Here is a 14,481-nt window from a genome sequence, read left to right on the forward strand (position 1 = left end):
CCCTGGATCGTACGGAAGCAGAAAGTTTTCGCGCCGGGGGGGTAAGAACGAAAAGTGGGGGCATGAGAGCCCGCGCAGCCGTCAGTCAATCGGGAGGGAACGGCCACCATGTCTCGCTCGGCCACCGCCGTAAGCCCCATTCGCGCATCCGATGCGCAGTTCACGACGTCCGTGCCCGCTGACGAGATCGCGGGAGTCCCGCGGCAGGACGTGGCGCTGCCCGAGGTGAGGAACCCCCGGGAGGTGGCGCCGGGCGACGCGCGCGAGCTCTCGCGGATGTTCTTCGGGCGGCTCCGCTCCCTGGAGGAGGGCACGCGGGAGTACCAGTACGCCCGCAACACCCTGATCGAGATGAACCTCTCCCTCGTGCAGTTCGCCGCGCGGCGCTTCCGCGCCCGGGTGCAGGGCGGGGGCCTGGACATCGAGGACATCATCCAGGTGGGCACCATCGGCCTCATCAAGGCGATCGACCGCTACGACCCCGAGCGCGAGGTCGAGTTCTCCACGCTGGCCCTCCCCTACATCACGGGTGAGATCAAGCGCTTCTTCCGCGACACGACCTGGGCCGTGCACGTACCGCGCCGGCTCCAGGAGCTGCGTACGGAGCTCGCCAAGGCCCAGGAGGCCCTCACCGACGTCCTGGGGCGGGCCCCGACGGTCAAGGAGGTCGCCCAGCACCTCGAACTGACCGAGGAAGAGGTCATCGACGGGCTGGTCGCCGCGAACGGCTACACCAGCGGCTCCCTGGACACCGCGGGCTCCGAAGGTGACGAGGCCGCGAGCTCGGCGGGCCGGACGACGCGGCCGCTGGCGGACCGTCTCGGTGACGTCGACCCCGCCATGGAGCTCTTCGAGGACTTCCACACCCTCGCCCCGCTGCTGGAGCAGCTGGACGATCGTGACCGGCTGATCCTGCAGCTCCGTTTCGGCCAGGAGAAGACGCAGGCCGAGATCGGCGCCGAGCTGGGCATCTCGCAGATGCAGGTCTCGCGCCTGCTGTCCCGGACGCTGACCCGGCTGCGCGCCGGGATGCTCTCGGTGTAGGCAGCGCCATGCCGCTCACCGCCCGGCCGCTGGGTGACCGTCCCGGCACCCTGCTGCAGGGCAGCTGCGACTTCGACACGCGGCCCATCCTGTCCGCGGCGCTCGGCGTCGTCACCCGGACCCCCGGACCGGTCGTCCACCTCGACCTGTCCGGGGTGTCCTTCCTCGACGCCGACGCCGTCGGCGCCCTCGTGCGGGTGAACGCCACGTTCACGGGGCAGGGGCGCCGTCTGGTGCTCCACCACCCGCCGTACTCGCTCCGCAAGGTAGTGGAGATGTTCCCGGACGAATGTGCCGCGCTGGAGGTCGCTGCATGATGAACGACGCTTCCGCGCCCGCCTCCTCCGGGGACTTCGTCCACCCCGCCCTGTTCTACCGGGACCAGTCGGAGTACCTGGAGGGAGTGGGCGGGTTCGTTCGGGCCGCCCTCGCCGCCGACGAGCCGGTGCTCGTGGCCGTGCCCGGCCCGCGGCTGGACATCCTGCGCGAGAGCCTGGACGTCGGGGCCGCCGAGGTCACGTGGGCGGACATGACGCGACTGGGTCGCAATCCCGGCCGCATCCTGGCCGCCCTCCAGGACTTCGCGGGCCGCCACGAAGGCCGGCCCGCCCGGATCGTGGGCGAGCCGATCTGGCCAGGCCGCTCGCCGGCCGAGGTGCTGGAGGCCACTCGTCACGAGGCCCTCATCAACACCGCCTTCGCGGGCCGCCGGGCCACCGTCCTGTGCCCGTACGACGTCCTGGGGTTGCCCGACGCGGTGGTGGCCGACGCCCGGCGCACCCATCCCACGCTCATCGCGGAGGGAAAGGACCTGCTCAGCCCGGAGTACGCGCAGGCACCGGCGATCCCCACCGAGTGGGACGGCCCGCTCCCCGAACCCGGCGGGGTCGTGCCCCGCTTCGCCTACACCCTCGGGGGGCTGGGCGAGGTACGGGCCCACACCGAGGCCTGGGCCCGCGGCACGGCACTGGGCGCGGCCCGGCGCGGCGATCTGGTCCTCGCGGTCAGCGAGGCCGCGGCGAACTCCCTCGCCCACGGTGGCGGGAGCGGATCGCTGCGGCTGTGGCGGACCGGCGGTGGCGGGGTCGTGGCCGAGGTCCGCGACGCCGGACACCTGACCGACCCGCTGGCCGGACGCCGGCGGCCCTCCCTGGCATCGGTCGACGGAGGCCGCGGTCTGTGGATGATCCACCAGCTCTGTGATCTGGTGGAGATCCGCTCCTCGGAGAGCGGCCTGACGCTGAGGATGCACATGGCATGTTCCTGAGACCTCCGGTTCCCCTTAAACTGGCACGGGCCTGGCCGGGGGACCGGAAGGCGTCTATCGGGACCACAGGGGTTCCGACGCGCAGAGAGACCAGCGTCAACGGTGGGGGTGAGGTAAGCACAGTGGAAACCATCGGACCGGGAACCGGCGATTCGCTGCCCGCCGGGCCCTCCGCCGTCGTGCAGCGACGCCGCCTCGGCCTGTCCGGCGTCCGCGGCCACGTCGCCAAGGGCCGCGACTTCACCCGCCAGGCTCTGCGGGACTGGGGCTGGGACGGCACCGAGACCTCCGAGGACGCCCTGCTCCTCGTATCCGAGCTGCTGACCAACGCGTCCCTGCACGCCGGCGGCTGCGTCGAGCTCGTCGTCTGCGCCGGCGACGTCCTGCGGATCGAGGTCTTCGACGGCTCGACGACGCTCCCCCGCCGCCACCCGTCCCCGCAGCGCGGGCTGCCGGGCGGACACGGCCTCAACATCGTGCAGCGCCTCTCCGACCGCTGGGGCACCCACACCCACGACCACGGCAAGGCCGTCTGGATCGAGATCGACGCGTCGCGGCTGACCTCGGGCAAGCCCACCGGCGGCTGATCCGGTCGGCCGCCGCCCACCGTGTTCCCGTACGGGCGCGTCGTTCCGGGAGACCGGGGCAAGCGCGCGGTATGACATCGAACGCGCTCACCTCCCCGGCCCTGACCCCGGCGCCCGGCCCTGCCTGGGTCCACCTGATCGTCATCGCCTTCGCCCTCCTCGTCCTCGTCCGCACCCTGGCCCGTCACCGGTAGACCCGGTCGGCGCGACACGCTCCAGGCCCCCGCTTGCGGGCTGGCCGGGCGTCCACGGGGTATGCGCGGAGCATGGAAACCTCTTCGGATCGGCCGGGCGGCTCGCGACGCCCGTGGTGGGGACGGCTCGCCGCCGCAGTGGTGGTGGTCGTGGTGCTGATCGCGCTCGTGGCGCGCTTCGGCCTGGTTCCGGGATTCGACGGCCTCTTCGGCCAGAAGACCCGGGACCGCTCCGGACCGGCTCTGCTCAAGTCCATCCAGGACATGGACCGTTACGAGGCAGCCGTCGGCAACTTCCAGGTGGTCGTGGACCTGGAGAAGGACGCGGCGTTCCTGCCGGACGCCATCCGCGGCACGCGCACCCTGTACGTGGGGGCCGGCACCGTCGGCGGTTACGTGGACCTCGGCGGGCTGGGCGAACGGAACGTCTCCGTGAACGACGACCGCACCAAGGCCACGCTCCGGCTGCCGCACGCGGTGCTCGGCACGGCCGCCCTCGACCCGAACCGCTCGTACGCGGTGTCCAAGCAGAGGGGCCTGCTCGACCGGATCGGCGATCTGTTCTCCGACAACCCGGCCGGTGAGCAGGCCGTGCAGAAACTGGCCGTGCAGCACATCAGCGAGGCGGCCCGCGACAGCGGTCTCGCCGAGCGCGCCGAGAAGAACACCACGGCGATGCTGGAAGGGCTGCTGCGGTCCCTCGGCTTCCGTGAGGTGACCGTCTCCTACGGCTGAGCGCTGTGCCCCGCCCCGCCCTGCGGCGACGGCGCCACGAGCAGGCGGGGCAGGGCGCCCGGATGCTTCTCCGAGAGCCAGGCGATGAGCTGTTCCCGTACGGCGCAGCGCACCGTCCACAGGTCGTCGGCGTCCTTGGCCGTGACGATCGCGCGGACGACCATGGTGGAGGGGGTCGTCTCGGTGACGGCCACGTCCCAGCCCCGGCCGTCCCACTGCGGGCAGTTCTCCAGGATCTCGTACACCTTGTCGCGTATGAGGTCCACGGGCGCGCTGTGGTCGCAGTGCAGGAAGACGGTGCCGGTCATCTGGACGCCGCCGCGGGACCAGTTCTCGAACGGGCGGGTGGTGAAGTACGAGACCGGCATCGTGAGGCGGCGCTCGTCCCAGGTCCGTACGGCGAGGAGGGTGAGGGTGATCTCCTCCACCACTCCCCACTCGCCGGCGACCACGACCGTGTCGCCGATGCGCACCATGTCGCCGAAGGCGATCTGGAACCCTGCGAACAGGTTTCCGAGGGTGGACTGGGCGGCGACGCCGGCCACGATGCCGATGATGCCGGCGGAGGCGAGCACGGACGTGCCGAGTGCGCGGAAGCTGGGGAAGGTGAGGAGCATCGCCGCGGCCGCGACGACGGCGACGACGGCGGTCAGGACCCGCGTGATCAAGGTCACCTGGGTACGGACCCGGCGAAGCCTGGCGGGGTCGCGGGTGCCGGCCGCGTAGTGCGCGTAACCGGACTCCACGGTGGCCGAGGCCACCACCACGATCAGCCAGGCGCCGGCCCCGATCAGCGCGAGCGAGAGGACCTGGCCGACGGCCACCTCGTGCTCCCGCAGCGGCCGCCAGGCGGTCTGCCGGTAGGCCCCCCTGAGCAGGGCGGCGAACAGCAGGATCTGCAGGGCCCGGCGGCATCGGCGCAGCGAGTTCCACAGGGGTGTTTCCGGGTGGCGCGCGCCGGCTCGGCGCAGTACCAGGTCGGCGGCCCAGCCGGCCGCGGCGGTGAGGAGGCCGGAGCCTGCCAGGACGATCAGCAAACGTAGGGCGTGGTTCATGTCTCCTCGACGGGTGTAGGCGGCATGGACTTCTGCGCGCATGCCCGAACGAGGAGGGGCGACACACGAAACCTGCGGCGCGGCCCCGATCGTCTGCCGGCCGCGGCCGGTGACCGCTGCCGGTGACTACGGCTGACGACTACGGCCGGCAACTACGACAGACGACTACGACTGACGACTACGGCTACCGGCCGCGACCGCTGAGGAAGTCCCGGGCGCGGTCGACCAGGCCCGTGCCGGCGGTCAGCAGCCGGTGGTGCGGCTGTGACGGGAGGGCGCCCGGGTGGGGGCGGGTCGGCGCGAACCTCTTGGCCCGGCGCACCCGGTCACCCAGTTTCTCCAGGTCCTCCTGTGAGCACGCGTGGCGCAGCCGCGGGAAGAGGTTCTGCTCCTCGTCGTGCACGTGGGCGGTGACCTCGGTCTTCAGGGCGGCGATCAGCCGGTCGAACTCGGGGCCCGCCGCGTCCAGTCCCTCCAGGTCCTTCAGCAGCTTCTCGACGCGCGCGTGGTCGGCGAGTTCCTTGTCCGCGATGAGTTCGCCGTCCGGGAAGTGTTCCCGGATCACCGGGTAGAGGTGCTCCTCCTCCGCCACCGAGTGGCGGACCAGTTCGATGGTGAGCTGCTCGGCCGCCTTCTGCCGTTCGCCCGCCGGGGTGGTGTGCTCGATCCGGTCGAACAGCGCGTCCACCTCGCGGTGGTCGACGGTCAGTTCCGCGATGATGTCCCCTGCGCGTCCCATGCTGTCGCTCCTTTCCGAACGCCTCCGACCGGCGGCGCCCGCCGGTCGCTGTGCGGGTACCCGCGCTCACGCGGCGCTAACGGGACGGCCCGCGGGGCGCGGCGGCCGGCGCATGGCGTGACCGGGGGCGGGTAGCCGCGCCACGAACGGTCCGGAGGCGGGGACCGGTGCCGCACGGCGCCGGCCCGCCGACGCTACGGAAGGGGTGCATGTGTCGCACGTCGAGGAGTACGTCGAGGTCAACGTCCCCGTACGAACCGCTTACAACCAGTGGACGCAGTTCGAGGACTTCCCCGTCTTCATGGAAGGGGTCGAGCGCATCTACCAGCGGACGGACACGCTCACCCACTGGGTCACGAACGTCAACGGTGTGCAGCGCGAGTTCGACGCGCAGATCACCGAGCAGCTCCCGGACCGGCGCGTCGCCTGGATGACGGTGGACGGTGAGGCGCGCCAGGCGGGCCTGGTCACTTTCCAGCCGATCGACGCGACGACCACCAAGGTCGTGCTGCACATGAACTGGGTGCCCGACGGCCTGGCCGAGTCGGCCGCCGACAAGCTGGGCTTCGTCAAGCGCCAGGTGGCCGGCGATCTGAAGCGGTTCAAGCTGTTCATCGAGTCACGCGGAGTCGAGACGGGCGCCTGGCGGGGCGAGGTCTGAGCGCCATGAGACGCGGGGGCAAGGGGTTCAGGGCGGCGTCGCGCGGCGGCGGTTTCCGCGAGGTCACGGCCCGCTGCGGGCTGCTGGCGCGCGGGGTGCTCTACGCACTGGTCGGGCTGCTGGCGCTGCGCGTGGCCTTCGGTGAGGCCGGGGGCCGGGAGGCCGACCGCGAGGGCGCCCTCCAGGAGCTGGTGGGCAAGCCCTTCGGCGGCGTCCTGGTCTGGGCCGTCGGCGTGGGGCTCGTCTGCATGATGCTGTGGCGGCTGTCGGAGGCGGTGTTCGGCGCGGCCGGGCCGGACGGTGGCAAGCCGCTGAAGCGGCTTGCCTCGGCCGGCCGCACGGTCTTCTACGCCGTGGCCGCCTTCTCCGTCCTGTCGTTCGCGGCGGGCGGCGGCGGACACTCCGGGGACCAGCAGTCCCGCGACGTGACGGCCCAGGCCCTGGAGCTGCCCGGCGGCCAGTGGCTGACGGGTGCGGCAGGCCTCGGGATCGCCGTCGCGGGCGTGGTCATCGCGGTGCAGGCGGCGCGGCGCACCTTCCGCAAGCACCTCGCGATGGGCAGGGTGCCCGGCTGGGGGCGGGCGGCCGTCGACTTCCTCGGTGTCGGCGGCGGGCTGGCCCGGGGCGCCGTGTTCGCGGCGGCCGGGTCCTTCGTCGTGTACGCCGCCGTGCGCTACGACCCGGGACAGGCGAAGGGCGTCGACGACACCCTGAGGTCGTTCACGGGGACCGCGGCGGGACCCTGGCTCCTGGTCGCGGTCGCCGTCGGGCTGATGCTCTTCGGGGTGTTCTCCTGGGCGATGGCCCGATGGCGCGAGGTCTGACACGGGAACCGTGGGATCTCGGCCAACTTGCCCGTACGCCCCTGCAAGCCCCCCGCAGTGACGTTCCATCAGCCCTGAACGGGGGCACCCGTGGTGCCGTTGGTACGTCTACCGAGGAGCGCACGCGATGACGAAGGTCCTGGTTCTGCACAACGTCAGCCTGGTCAGGTCGGCACTCGCCGCCCTTCTGAGATCCGAGGGTCCGTTCGAGGTCACGTCGTCCGGCTGGAGGGCCGCGGCACGCCAGTCCGATTCCTTACGACCAGACGTGACGGTCGTCGACCTCGACTGTCCGGGGACGACGGCCGCCCTCGGCGCCGACAAGCGTGCTGACCACCAGGTCCTCGCGCCCCCGGCGCCGGTCGTGGTACTCGCCTCCACCGGCGCGCCCGGACTGCTGCACCGCGCGTTCCGCGCCGAGGCGCGCGGCTACGTGGACAAGGACGGCTCGCCGGGGCGGCTCGTGCGGGCCGTCCGGAAGGTCGCCGCGGGGGAACGGTTCATCGACGCCTCACTGGCCTCCGCCTTCATGGAGGCCGACCCCTTACCGCTGAGCCCGCGGGAGCTGAGCGTGCTCATTCGGGCCGCGGAGGGCGACTCGATAGCCGAGATCGCCCGTACGCTGCACCTCGCGAGCGGGACCGTGCGCAACTACATGGCCGCGGCGACCCGCAAGACCGGGGCCCGCAATCTCATCGACGCGATCCGCATATCCCGCCGGGCCGGCTGGGTCTGATCCCGCCGGCCGGCTGCGTCTGATCCCGGCGGCGGCCGGGTCCATCCCGGCGGGGCGGCGCTACCGCGCGGACTCCCCCTGGCTCCATCTCCCCACCAGATCGCGGTACAAGGGTGACCTGGCGGGGAGTTCCTCATGTGTCCCGCAGACGGCACGGGTCCCGTCGAGGACGAGGACCCGGTCGGCCCGGGCCGCGGAGGAGACGCGGTGGGCCACGACGACGAGGGTGCCGCCGCGCTCCGCGAGGGCCCGTTCGGCACGCTCCTCGGCGGCCGGGTCCAGGTGGCAGGTGGCCTCGTCGAGCAGCAGCAGCGGAGCGGGCGAGAGGTAGGCGGCGGCGAGCGCCAGCTGCTGGCTCTCGCCCCGGGACAGCAGCCGGGGGGACACCTCGCCGTCCAGACCGCCGAGCCCCGCCACCAGGTCCTCCAGCCCGAGGGCGCGCACGGCGCGCCGCACTTCGGCGTCGCCGGGTGCGGGGGCGCCCGGGGCCGCGGCGAGGTGGGTCAGGTTCTCCCGTACCGTGCCGGTGAACACGTAGGCCTGCTGCGGCAGCAGGGTCCGCCGGGGGTCGGGCGCGCAGGCGCCCTCCCCCGGCTCCCGGCGGGCGGCCGCTCCGGCGACCAGGACCGATCCCGCGTCGGGTGACAGCATGCCGGCGAGCAGGGCGGTGAGCGTGGACTTGCCGATTCCGCTCGGTCCGACCACCGCGAGGTGCTCCCCCGGGCGCACCACCAGGTCGAGGCCGTCGAGTACGGGCGCCGCACCGGGGCCGTAGGCGAAGGTGACGCCCCGGAGCTCGGCCGCGGCGCCGTTCGAGGAGCGGCTCGGCGGGGGTTGGACCGGCTGCGCCGTCCCGCGGCCGGCCGGGTCCGCCGCCACCGGGGCACTGAAGCGTTCGAGGACCACGAGCAGCCGGGTTCCGGCGGAACCCAGCGCGGTCATCAGGGAGTTGAGGGCGGGCAGCAGGGACTGCAACAGGTAGGTGAGGCCCCCGGCCAGCGTACCGGCGGTGATCCCGCGACCCAGCAGCCAGGGCGTCGCCGCGAGGAGCGCGACCACCGGCAGCCGGCCCGCCGTGCCCAGGGCCAGGGTGCGCAGCGCCGCCCAGCCCGCGAGGGTGCGCGCCAGCCGCTCCTGCGCGCTGATCAGGGGCTCCACGCGGGCCCGCGCGGGGGCCTGTCCGCCACAGGCGGCGATGTCGCGCAGCCCCTCGGCCAGCGTCCCCACCCGGTCGGCCAGCGCCTCGTCGGTGTCCAGGGACCGGCGCTGTACGGCGGCCAGGGGGCGCAGCGTGGCCAGGAAGGCGGCCACGCCCAGCAGGAGGGGAGGCAGTACGACCAGCAGCAGCACGGGTGCGAGTGCGGCCATCCCGACGATAGCGCCCACGGCGGTGAACACGAACGACCGCACCGTCAGGACCAGCCCCGCGAAGGAGTCCCGGGCCATTTCCGTCTGCTGGGTCAGCCGGGACACCGCGCCGGTGTCCCCGGCTCCCGCCGGGTCGGCGACCGCCCGATCCAGTGCCTGGCGCACCGCCCGCCGGACCAGGCCGTCCCGCAGCGGCTCCACCAGGTCCGCGAGCCCGGCGAACACCCCGCGCAGCGCGAAGCCGCCGAGCAGCGCTCCGGCTCCGGCCGCGGCCAGCCAGCCGAGACCGGCGGCGGTGCGGCCGGCGAGGAAGCCGTCGTCGAGGGCCCGGGCCACCGCGTAGCCGCCGAGGAAGGTGTGCGCGGACTCCAGGAGCGACCACCCGGCCAGCCGTCCGAGGGCCCTCCTGTGGCCGCGCAGGAACCGCCGTCCCTCGGGGGCAACCCGGCTCCAGGCCCCTCCCCCGGTCATCGCGCCGCCTCCCGTTCGGTGTTCTGCCCGGTGTTCTGATCCGCGTTCCGCACGGTGTTCCGATCCGTGTTCCGCTCGGTGATCCGCTCCGGGTACTGCTCCACGGCTTGCTCCGCGGGTCGCTCCGCGTCGCGGTCCGTCCCCCGTGTCCCGTCCTCTTCCGTCCCGGCGGCGAACACCGCCCGGTAGGCGGGCTCGTGCCGCCACAGTTCGGCGTGGGGTCCGGTCGCCCGGACCCGTCCGCCCTCCAGCCATACGACGAGATCGGCGCGGGCGGCGGACGAGAGGCGGTGCGCGACCACGATCCGGGTGCCGGGACGGATCTCGCGGGCGAGGGCCCGCTCCACCTCCCGGGCCGTGACGGTGTCGAGGCTGGAGGTGGCGTCGTCCAGTACGAGGAGCCGGCCCGCGTGCGCGAACGCCCGCGCCAGTCCAAGGCGTTGTACCTCCCCGCCAGACATCGGCGCGTCGGCGAGGAGGGTGGCGTACGCGTGGGGCAGGCGCCGTACGAACGGGTCGGCTCCGGCCGCACGGGCGGCGGCGCGCACCTCTTCCGGGCCGGGGTCCGGACCGGAGCCGAAGGCGATCGCCCCGCCGAGCGTGTCCCCGATCAGCACCGGCCGGTCGAAGGCGTACCCGACCTCGCGGCGCAGCGCCTCGGCGGACAGCTCGGGCAGGGGCACCCCGTCCAGCAGCACCCGGCCCGCGTCGGGGTCGGTGAGCCGCCCGGCCACGGCGGCGAACAGCGTCTTGCCCGCCCCTGAGCGGCCCACCACGGCCACCGTGGCGCCTCCGGGGATCACCAGGCTGACGTCGTGCAGGACCGTCGCACCGCCGCGCACGACCCGCACGCCCCGCAGTTCCAGGGTGCCGGGGCCGTCTTCCGGCAGCCTCGCCCGGCCGTGGCCGAGTGCTGGCAGGGCCAGCAGGGCGGCGGTCCGGCGGGCGGCGGACCGGCCCCGGACCACGGCCGCGAGCCCGCCGGTGACGGCGCCGATGCCGGCCGCGAGGCCCGCGTACCGTACGGCGGCGAGGAGTTCGCCGACCCCGAGGGCCCCGGCCGACAGGCGGAGGCCGCCGACGGCCAGGACCGCGTACAGGAGCAGCGGCATGAGGGTCGACGAGCGCGCCGTGGTACCGCCGTAGACCCGCCACATCCGCCGGCCCTCGGCGCCCAGCTCGGGCAGCCGGGCGAGGATCCGGGCGCGTTCGCGCTCCGCGGTGCCGGCGGCGGCGATCGTGCGGGCCCCGGCCAGCGCCTCGGTCAGCCGGCCGGCGGTCTCCAGCTGGACCTGCTGGTAGCGGGCGATGCTGGTGTGCGTGTCGCGGGCGAAGGCCCGCAGCAGGAGCACCAGGAAGGGAACGCCGACGAGGAAGGCGAGCGCCGTCCACACGTCGATCAGGAAGAGGGCGGTGACGGCGCCGAGCGGCGGGAGCAGCGCGGCGGCGGCGTGCGCGACCGCGGCCGGGACCTTGCCGGCCTCGGCGGCGTGCGCGGTCAGCCGAGCGGCGGTCTCGCCCGGTGCGTGGCGGGCCGCGTGGTGCGGGGCCGTCCGCAACAGCCCGGTCAGGGCGAGGGCGCGCAGGCGGGCGGTCGAGCGCCCGTCGATCTCGCCGGTCAGCCGGGCGGCGGCCGCGTCCAGCAGGACTTCGGCAGCGATGACCGCGGCGCACAGCAGGGTCCAGGCGGGGCCCGACGGGGAGCGGCGCAGCAGCAGGTCGAGGGTGTGGCCGAGGACGGCGGGTTCGGCGAGCGCCGCCGCGGCGGCCCCCAGCGTGCATCCGAGTACGGCGGCGGTCCGCCCGGCGCTGTGCCGGGCCGCCGCCACGAGAGCCCGGTCGGCGGTGCGTGCCACGGCCGCGGACTGCGCCGTACCGGCCTCCGCGTCGGGGGGGCTCATCGACGGGTCCTCCAGTCGCGGGTACGTGGTGCGGGCCCGGGCGGCGAACCGCCCGGGCCCGACATGGCCTGCGTCAGTTACAGGTCGTGACGCTCAGGCTGCTGTCCCCGCACAGGAGCAGGCTGGCGCGGCTGCCGCCGCCGGTCATCGCGACCTCGGTGGCCTCTTCCTTCGGGGTCTCCATCGACTGCAGGTCAAGAAGGGTCATGTCGGTTCCTCTTCTTCTCTCGAGTGGTGCGATGGGTCACGGTCCCGGACGGGACCGGCTCGTGGGCCGCGGCGTCGTCGCGCAGCGGCGGAAGGAACGGCAGGTGCGCGCGCCCACCGGGCGCCGCGCTGCCGAGGGCGAGGAGAGCGCCGGCCGTGCCCGTGGTGAGATCCATGGACAGGCGCATCATCTGCTCGCCGGGGAAGGCCAGATGTCCCTGGTACGGCACGGCGTGCCGGGCCAGCGCGTCGATCTGGCGGGCGATGTCCGCGGGGCCCGTGCCCGGGCCGGGCGTGGTGGTCCGGGCCAGGTGCAGGATCATTCCGGCGGCGCCGCGCATCAGCCCGGGCTGGGCGTAGAAGGTGGCCTGAGCCGCCCGTACTATCTCCGGCCGGGCCCGTTCGAAGCGCTCGTCGGGACCGTGCTCCAGCCAGTCGTCGAGGACCATGCCGATGCCCACGCTGCCTTCGCCGAGGTACGGCATGGTGCGCCAGCCCTCGTTCACCTGGAGGGTGCCGTACGCGCTGGTGACGCAGCGGTCGAGGTCGCGGTGGAGCGCGTGGGCGGCCTGGATCAGCAGTTCCTTGTCACCGGTGCGCTCGTAGAGGCGTACGAAGAGCAGGGCGGGACCGGAGTTCCCGTACAACAGGCCCGCGCGGGTGGGCCGGTTCCCGGGTTCGGCGAGCAGTTCGGCGCAGCGCAGGGCCGCGGTGTGCAGTTCGCCCTCGCCGCTCGCGGTGCCGAGCGCGTCCAGGGCCAGCCCGATGCCGGCGAGTCCGCCGTGCAGGTCCGGGCCCGCGCTCTGCCAGGGCTGGTGCAGTAATCGCTCGGCGAGGGCGAGGGCGGGCTGCGGGTGTCCGAGCCGGTTCAGGGTCCAGGCCGTGCCGGCGAGGCCGTCGTAGAAGCCCAGCGGGGTGCCGGAGGCCGGGTCGGCGGTGTGCTCCAGCAGCCACTCCTCGGCCTCGGGCCAGGGCGCGGCGTCGGTCTCGGCGAGGGCGTGGAGCACTCCGGCGACGCCGTTGGCGAAGCAGGTGCCGCCGCCGGCGTTCGCGAACTGGGCGATGTCGCCCGGCACGAAGCGGTCCTCGCGCTGCGGGGTGGCGCTCGCGCGGATCGCCGCGGTCATCGACGTACGGGCGGCTTGCCAGTCCCCCGGCTCGACGGGCAGGTACGGGTCGGGCGGCGCGGCCGGTCGCCCGCCCGGGGTGCCCGGCGGGTCGCCGGAGAGGATCTCCTCGACGGCCTCGTCGAGGAAGCGCCTCGGTACGGGGAACTGCGCGGCGGCGACATCGGCCAGATGGGTGGCCTTGGCCCGGTCCAGGACCAGGAGGCTGGTCAGCGGGAGGAACAGGGCCAGCCGCAGACAGGCGAGGGCGTAGCGGTCCACGGAGAACCCGCGCCGCTCGGCGGGCGCGACGAAGGCGGGGTTGGCGACGGTCTGGCGCAGTCCCTCGTCCACGTGGGCGGCGGCCTCGAAGTCCAGGAGGGCGACGGAGGGTTCGCCGCTCTCGTCCTGCGCCACCATGATGTTGAAGAGGTGGAGGTCGTTGAAGACCACACCGCGGGCGTGCACGGCCTCGACGGCCTCGGTGACCCGGCGGTGGATCTTCAGGGCCCAGTCGGTGTACGAGGCGAGTTCGGCCGGGCCGGGGTCCGCCTCGATCAGCGGGTGGCGGCGGGCGAAGGAGGTGTTGAGCGGTTTGCCTTCGAGGTGTTGCAGCACCAGGAAGTGGTGGTCGCCGACCGTGAACGTGCCCCGTACCGCGGGCACGCAGTCCAGGCCCGACAGCCGTTCCAGCGCCGCCTGTTCACGGTGCAGCCGGGTCACCGCGTCGGCGCCGTCGGCGGCGAGCCCGGCGTACGGGCGGGCCTCCTTGAGCACGACGGACTCGCCGGTGCGGGTGTCCTTGCCGACGTAGACGCCGCCGCCGTTGGAGAAGTGCAGCGCCCGTTCCACCGTGAAGGGGATGTCGGTGAGGGTGGTCGCGGAGCGCGCCGCGAGGTGCGGCTCCAGGAAGGCGGGCAGTTCGAGCCAGTGCGGCGGCTGGAACACCGGTCCGCGCGGGTCCGGTACGAGGCGCCCGTCGGGGGCCTCGATCGCCGGAACCAGTTCGCCGTGCTCGTCGTAGCAGTGCCGCAGGGTGAAGCTGCCGTAGCGCAGGTGGACCGGTCCGGCGCCCCAGCGCAGATCGCTGAGGATGTACGGACCGGCCGCCCCGGCGAGCGCGGCGTCGAGGTCCTGCGCGATCTCGCGGCACTGCTCCTCGTCGGCCGGGTACACGGTGATGAACTTCCCGCTGGCCGCGCGGTCGGCGTACTTGGCGTTGCGCAGGTGCAGCAGGTACCGGCTCGGTATGAACTTGAAGGCGATGCCGCGGGCGGTGCAGTACTCGTACACCGCCGTCAGCAGCGACTCGGCGTTGTCGAGCGTGGCCGAGACGTGGATCTTCCAGCCCTGTGCGGGCAGTGCGACGCCGACGGGGCGCAGGGCGAGCCAGTCGCCGGTGCGGTGCGAGCGCCACCCGTGCGGGACGGGGGCGAGCGCGGCCGGGTAGTTCTCGCCGGCGCGCCGGTACGGCGCGTCGTAGAACCAGCGGTCTGCGTCGCAGAAGGCGGCGTACCCCTTGTTCACACCTGCTCCCTCGTTCGTCGGCAGACCCGAAGGTGTCACGTCCGGAGGATGCGGCGACA

The 14,481-nt window shown here is 73.7% G+C and carries 15 protein-coding genes; 9 read left to right on the forward strand and 6 right to left on the reverse strand.

Going from position 1 to position 14,481, the window contains the following annotated elements; all coding sequences use genetic code 11:
• Positions 1-108: 108 nt before the first annotated feature.
• The 6 genes from ACS04_RS24095 (at position 109) to ACS04_RS24115 (ending at position 3,827) form a co-directional block, all read left to right on the forward strand.
• Positions 109-1,044: a SigB/SigF/SigG family RNA polymerase sigma factor gene (locus tag ACS04_RS24095; RefSeq protein WP_053080919.1), complete on the forward strand. Its 936-nt coding sequence runs from the start codon at positions 109-111 to the stop codon at positions 1,042-1,044.
• An 8-nt stretch (positions 1,045-1,052) separates the two neighbouring features.
• Entirely contained in the window at positions 1,053-1,361 is a 309-nt protein-coding gene (locus ACS04_RS35445) for an STAS domain-containing protein (protein WP_053080920.1), read from the forward strand.
• A complete protein-coding gene (locus ACS04_RS24105) occupies positions 1,358-2,311 on the forward strand; it encodes a sensor histidine kinase (protein ID WP_245236515.1) in 954 nt (317 codons plus the stop codon). Before ACS04_RS35445 ends, ACS04_RS24105 begins: the two co-directional genes overlap by 4 nt.
• 122 nt (positions 2,312-2,433) lie before the next feature.
• Positions 2,434-2,898, forward strand: coding sequence for an ATP-binding protein (locus ACS04_RS24110; RefSeq protein ID WP_048478811.1), 465 nt, complete (start codon positions 2,434-2,436; stop codon positions 2,896-2,898).
• A 71-nt stretch (positions 2,899-2,969) separates the two neighbouring features.
• On the forward strand, positions 2,970-3,092 hold the full coding sequence (locus tag ACS04_RS40105) for a hypothetical protein (protein ID WP_280921027.1): 123 nt from the start codon (positions 2,970-2,972) through the stop codon (positions 3,090-3,092).
• Positions 3,093-3,164: 72 nt separating this feature from the next.
• The gene (locus ACS04_RS24115) at positions 3,165-3,827 is read left to right on the forward strand and encodes a DUF4230 domain-containing protein (RefSeq protein WP_048478812.1); all 663 of its coding nucleotides are present in this window, start codon (positions 3,165-3,167) and stop codon (positions 3,825-3,827) included.
• On the opposite strand, the gene ACS04_RS24120 is transcribed toward ACS04_RS24115, so the two are convergent.
• Together ACS04_RS24120 and ACS04_RS24125 are read right to left on the reverse strand one after the other, a co-directional pair.
• Entirely contained in the window at positions 3,818-4,882 is a 1,065-nt protein-coding gene (locus tag ACS04_RS24120) for a mechanosensitive ion channel family protein (RefSeq protein ID WP_048478813.1), read from the reverse strand. The genes ACS04_RS24115 and ACS04_RS24120 overlap by 10 nt on opposite strands.
• 184 nt (positions 4,883-5,066) lie before the next feature.
• Positions 5,067-5,621 (reverse strand): hemerythrin domain-containing protein, encoded by a 555-nt coding sequence (locus tag ACS04_RS24125; protein WP_048478814.1) that lies wholly within the window; start codon positions 5,619-5,621, stop codon positions 5,067-5,069.
• A gap of 211 nt (positions 5,622-5,832) precedes the next feature.
• On the opposite strand from ACS04_RS24125, the gene ACS04_RS24130 reads away from it, so the two are divergent.
• The 3 genes from ACS04_RS24130 (at position 5,833) to ACS04_RS24140 (ending at position 7,842) form a co-directional block, all read left to right on the forward strand.
• Positions 5,833-6,282: an SRPBCC family protein gene (locus tag ACS04_RS24130; RefSeq protein ID WP_048478815.1), complete on the forward strand. Its 450-nt coding sequence runs from the start codon at positions 5,833-5,835 to the stop codon at positions 6,280-6,282.
• Between the two features lie 5 nt (positions 6,283-6,287).
• Positions 6,288-7,106: a DUF1206 domain-containing protein gene (locus tag ACS04_RS24135; protein ID WP_048478816.1), complete on the forward strand. Its 819-nt coding sequence runs from the start codon at positions 6,288-6,290 to the stop codon at positions 7,104-7,106.
• A gap of 268 nt (positions 7,107-7,374) precedes the next feature.
• Positions 7,375-7,842: a response regulator transcription factor gene (locus ACS04_RS24140; protein ID WP_342449526.1), complete on the forward strand. Its 468-nt coding sequence runs from the start codon at positions 7,375-7,377 to the stop codon at positions 7,840-7,842.
• A gap of 60 nt (positions 7,843-7,902) precedes the next feature.
• On the opposite strand, the gene ACS04_RS24145 is transcribed toward ACS04_RS24140, so the two are convergent.
• The 4 genes from ACS04_RS24145 to lanKC form a co-directional block, all read right to left on the reverse strand.
• The gene (locus ACS04_RS24145; protein ID WP_048478818.1) at positions 7,903-9,681 is read right to left on the reverse strand and encodes an ATP-binding cassette domain-containing protein; all 1,779 of its coding nucleotides are present in this window, start codon (positions 9,679-9,681) and stop codon (positions 7,903-7,905) included.
• On the reverse strand, positions 9,678-11,582 hold the full coding sequence (locus ACS04_RS24150; RefSeq protein WP_063839298.1) for an ABC transporter ATP-binding protein: 1,905 nt from the start codon (positions 11,580-11,582) through the stop codon (positions 9,678-9,680). Before ACS04_RS24150 ends, ACS04_RS24145 begins: the two co-directional genes overlap by 4 nt.
• A gap of 73 nt (positions 11,583-11,655) precedes the next feature.
• Positions 11,656-11,790: a SapB/AmfS family lanthipeptide gene (locus tag ACS04_RS24155; protein WP_048478819.1), complete on the reverse strand. Its 135-nt coding sequence runs from the start codon at positions 11,788-11,790 to the stop codon at positions 11,656-11,658.
• Entirely contained in the window at positions 11,777-14,422 is a 2,646-nt protein-coding gene (gene lanKC, locus ACS04_RS24160; RefSeq protein WP_048478820.1) for a class III lanthionine synthetase LanKC, read from the reverse strand. The genes ACS04_RS24155 and lanKC overlap by 14 nt, the downstream gene beginning before the upstream one ends.
• Between the last annotated feature and the right edge of the window lie 59 nt (positions 14,423-14,481).

This window comes from Streptomyces roseus (assembly GCF_001044425.1).
GTDB classification, from domain to species: domain Bacteria; phylum Actinomycetota; class Actinomycetes; order Streptomycetales; family Streptomycetaceae; genus Streptomyces; species Streptomyces roseus.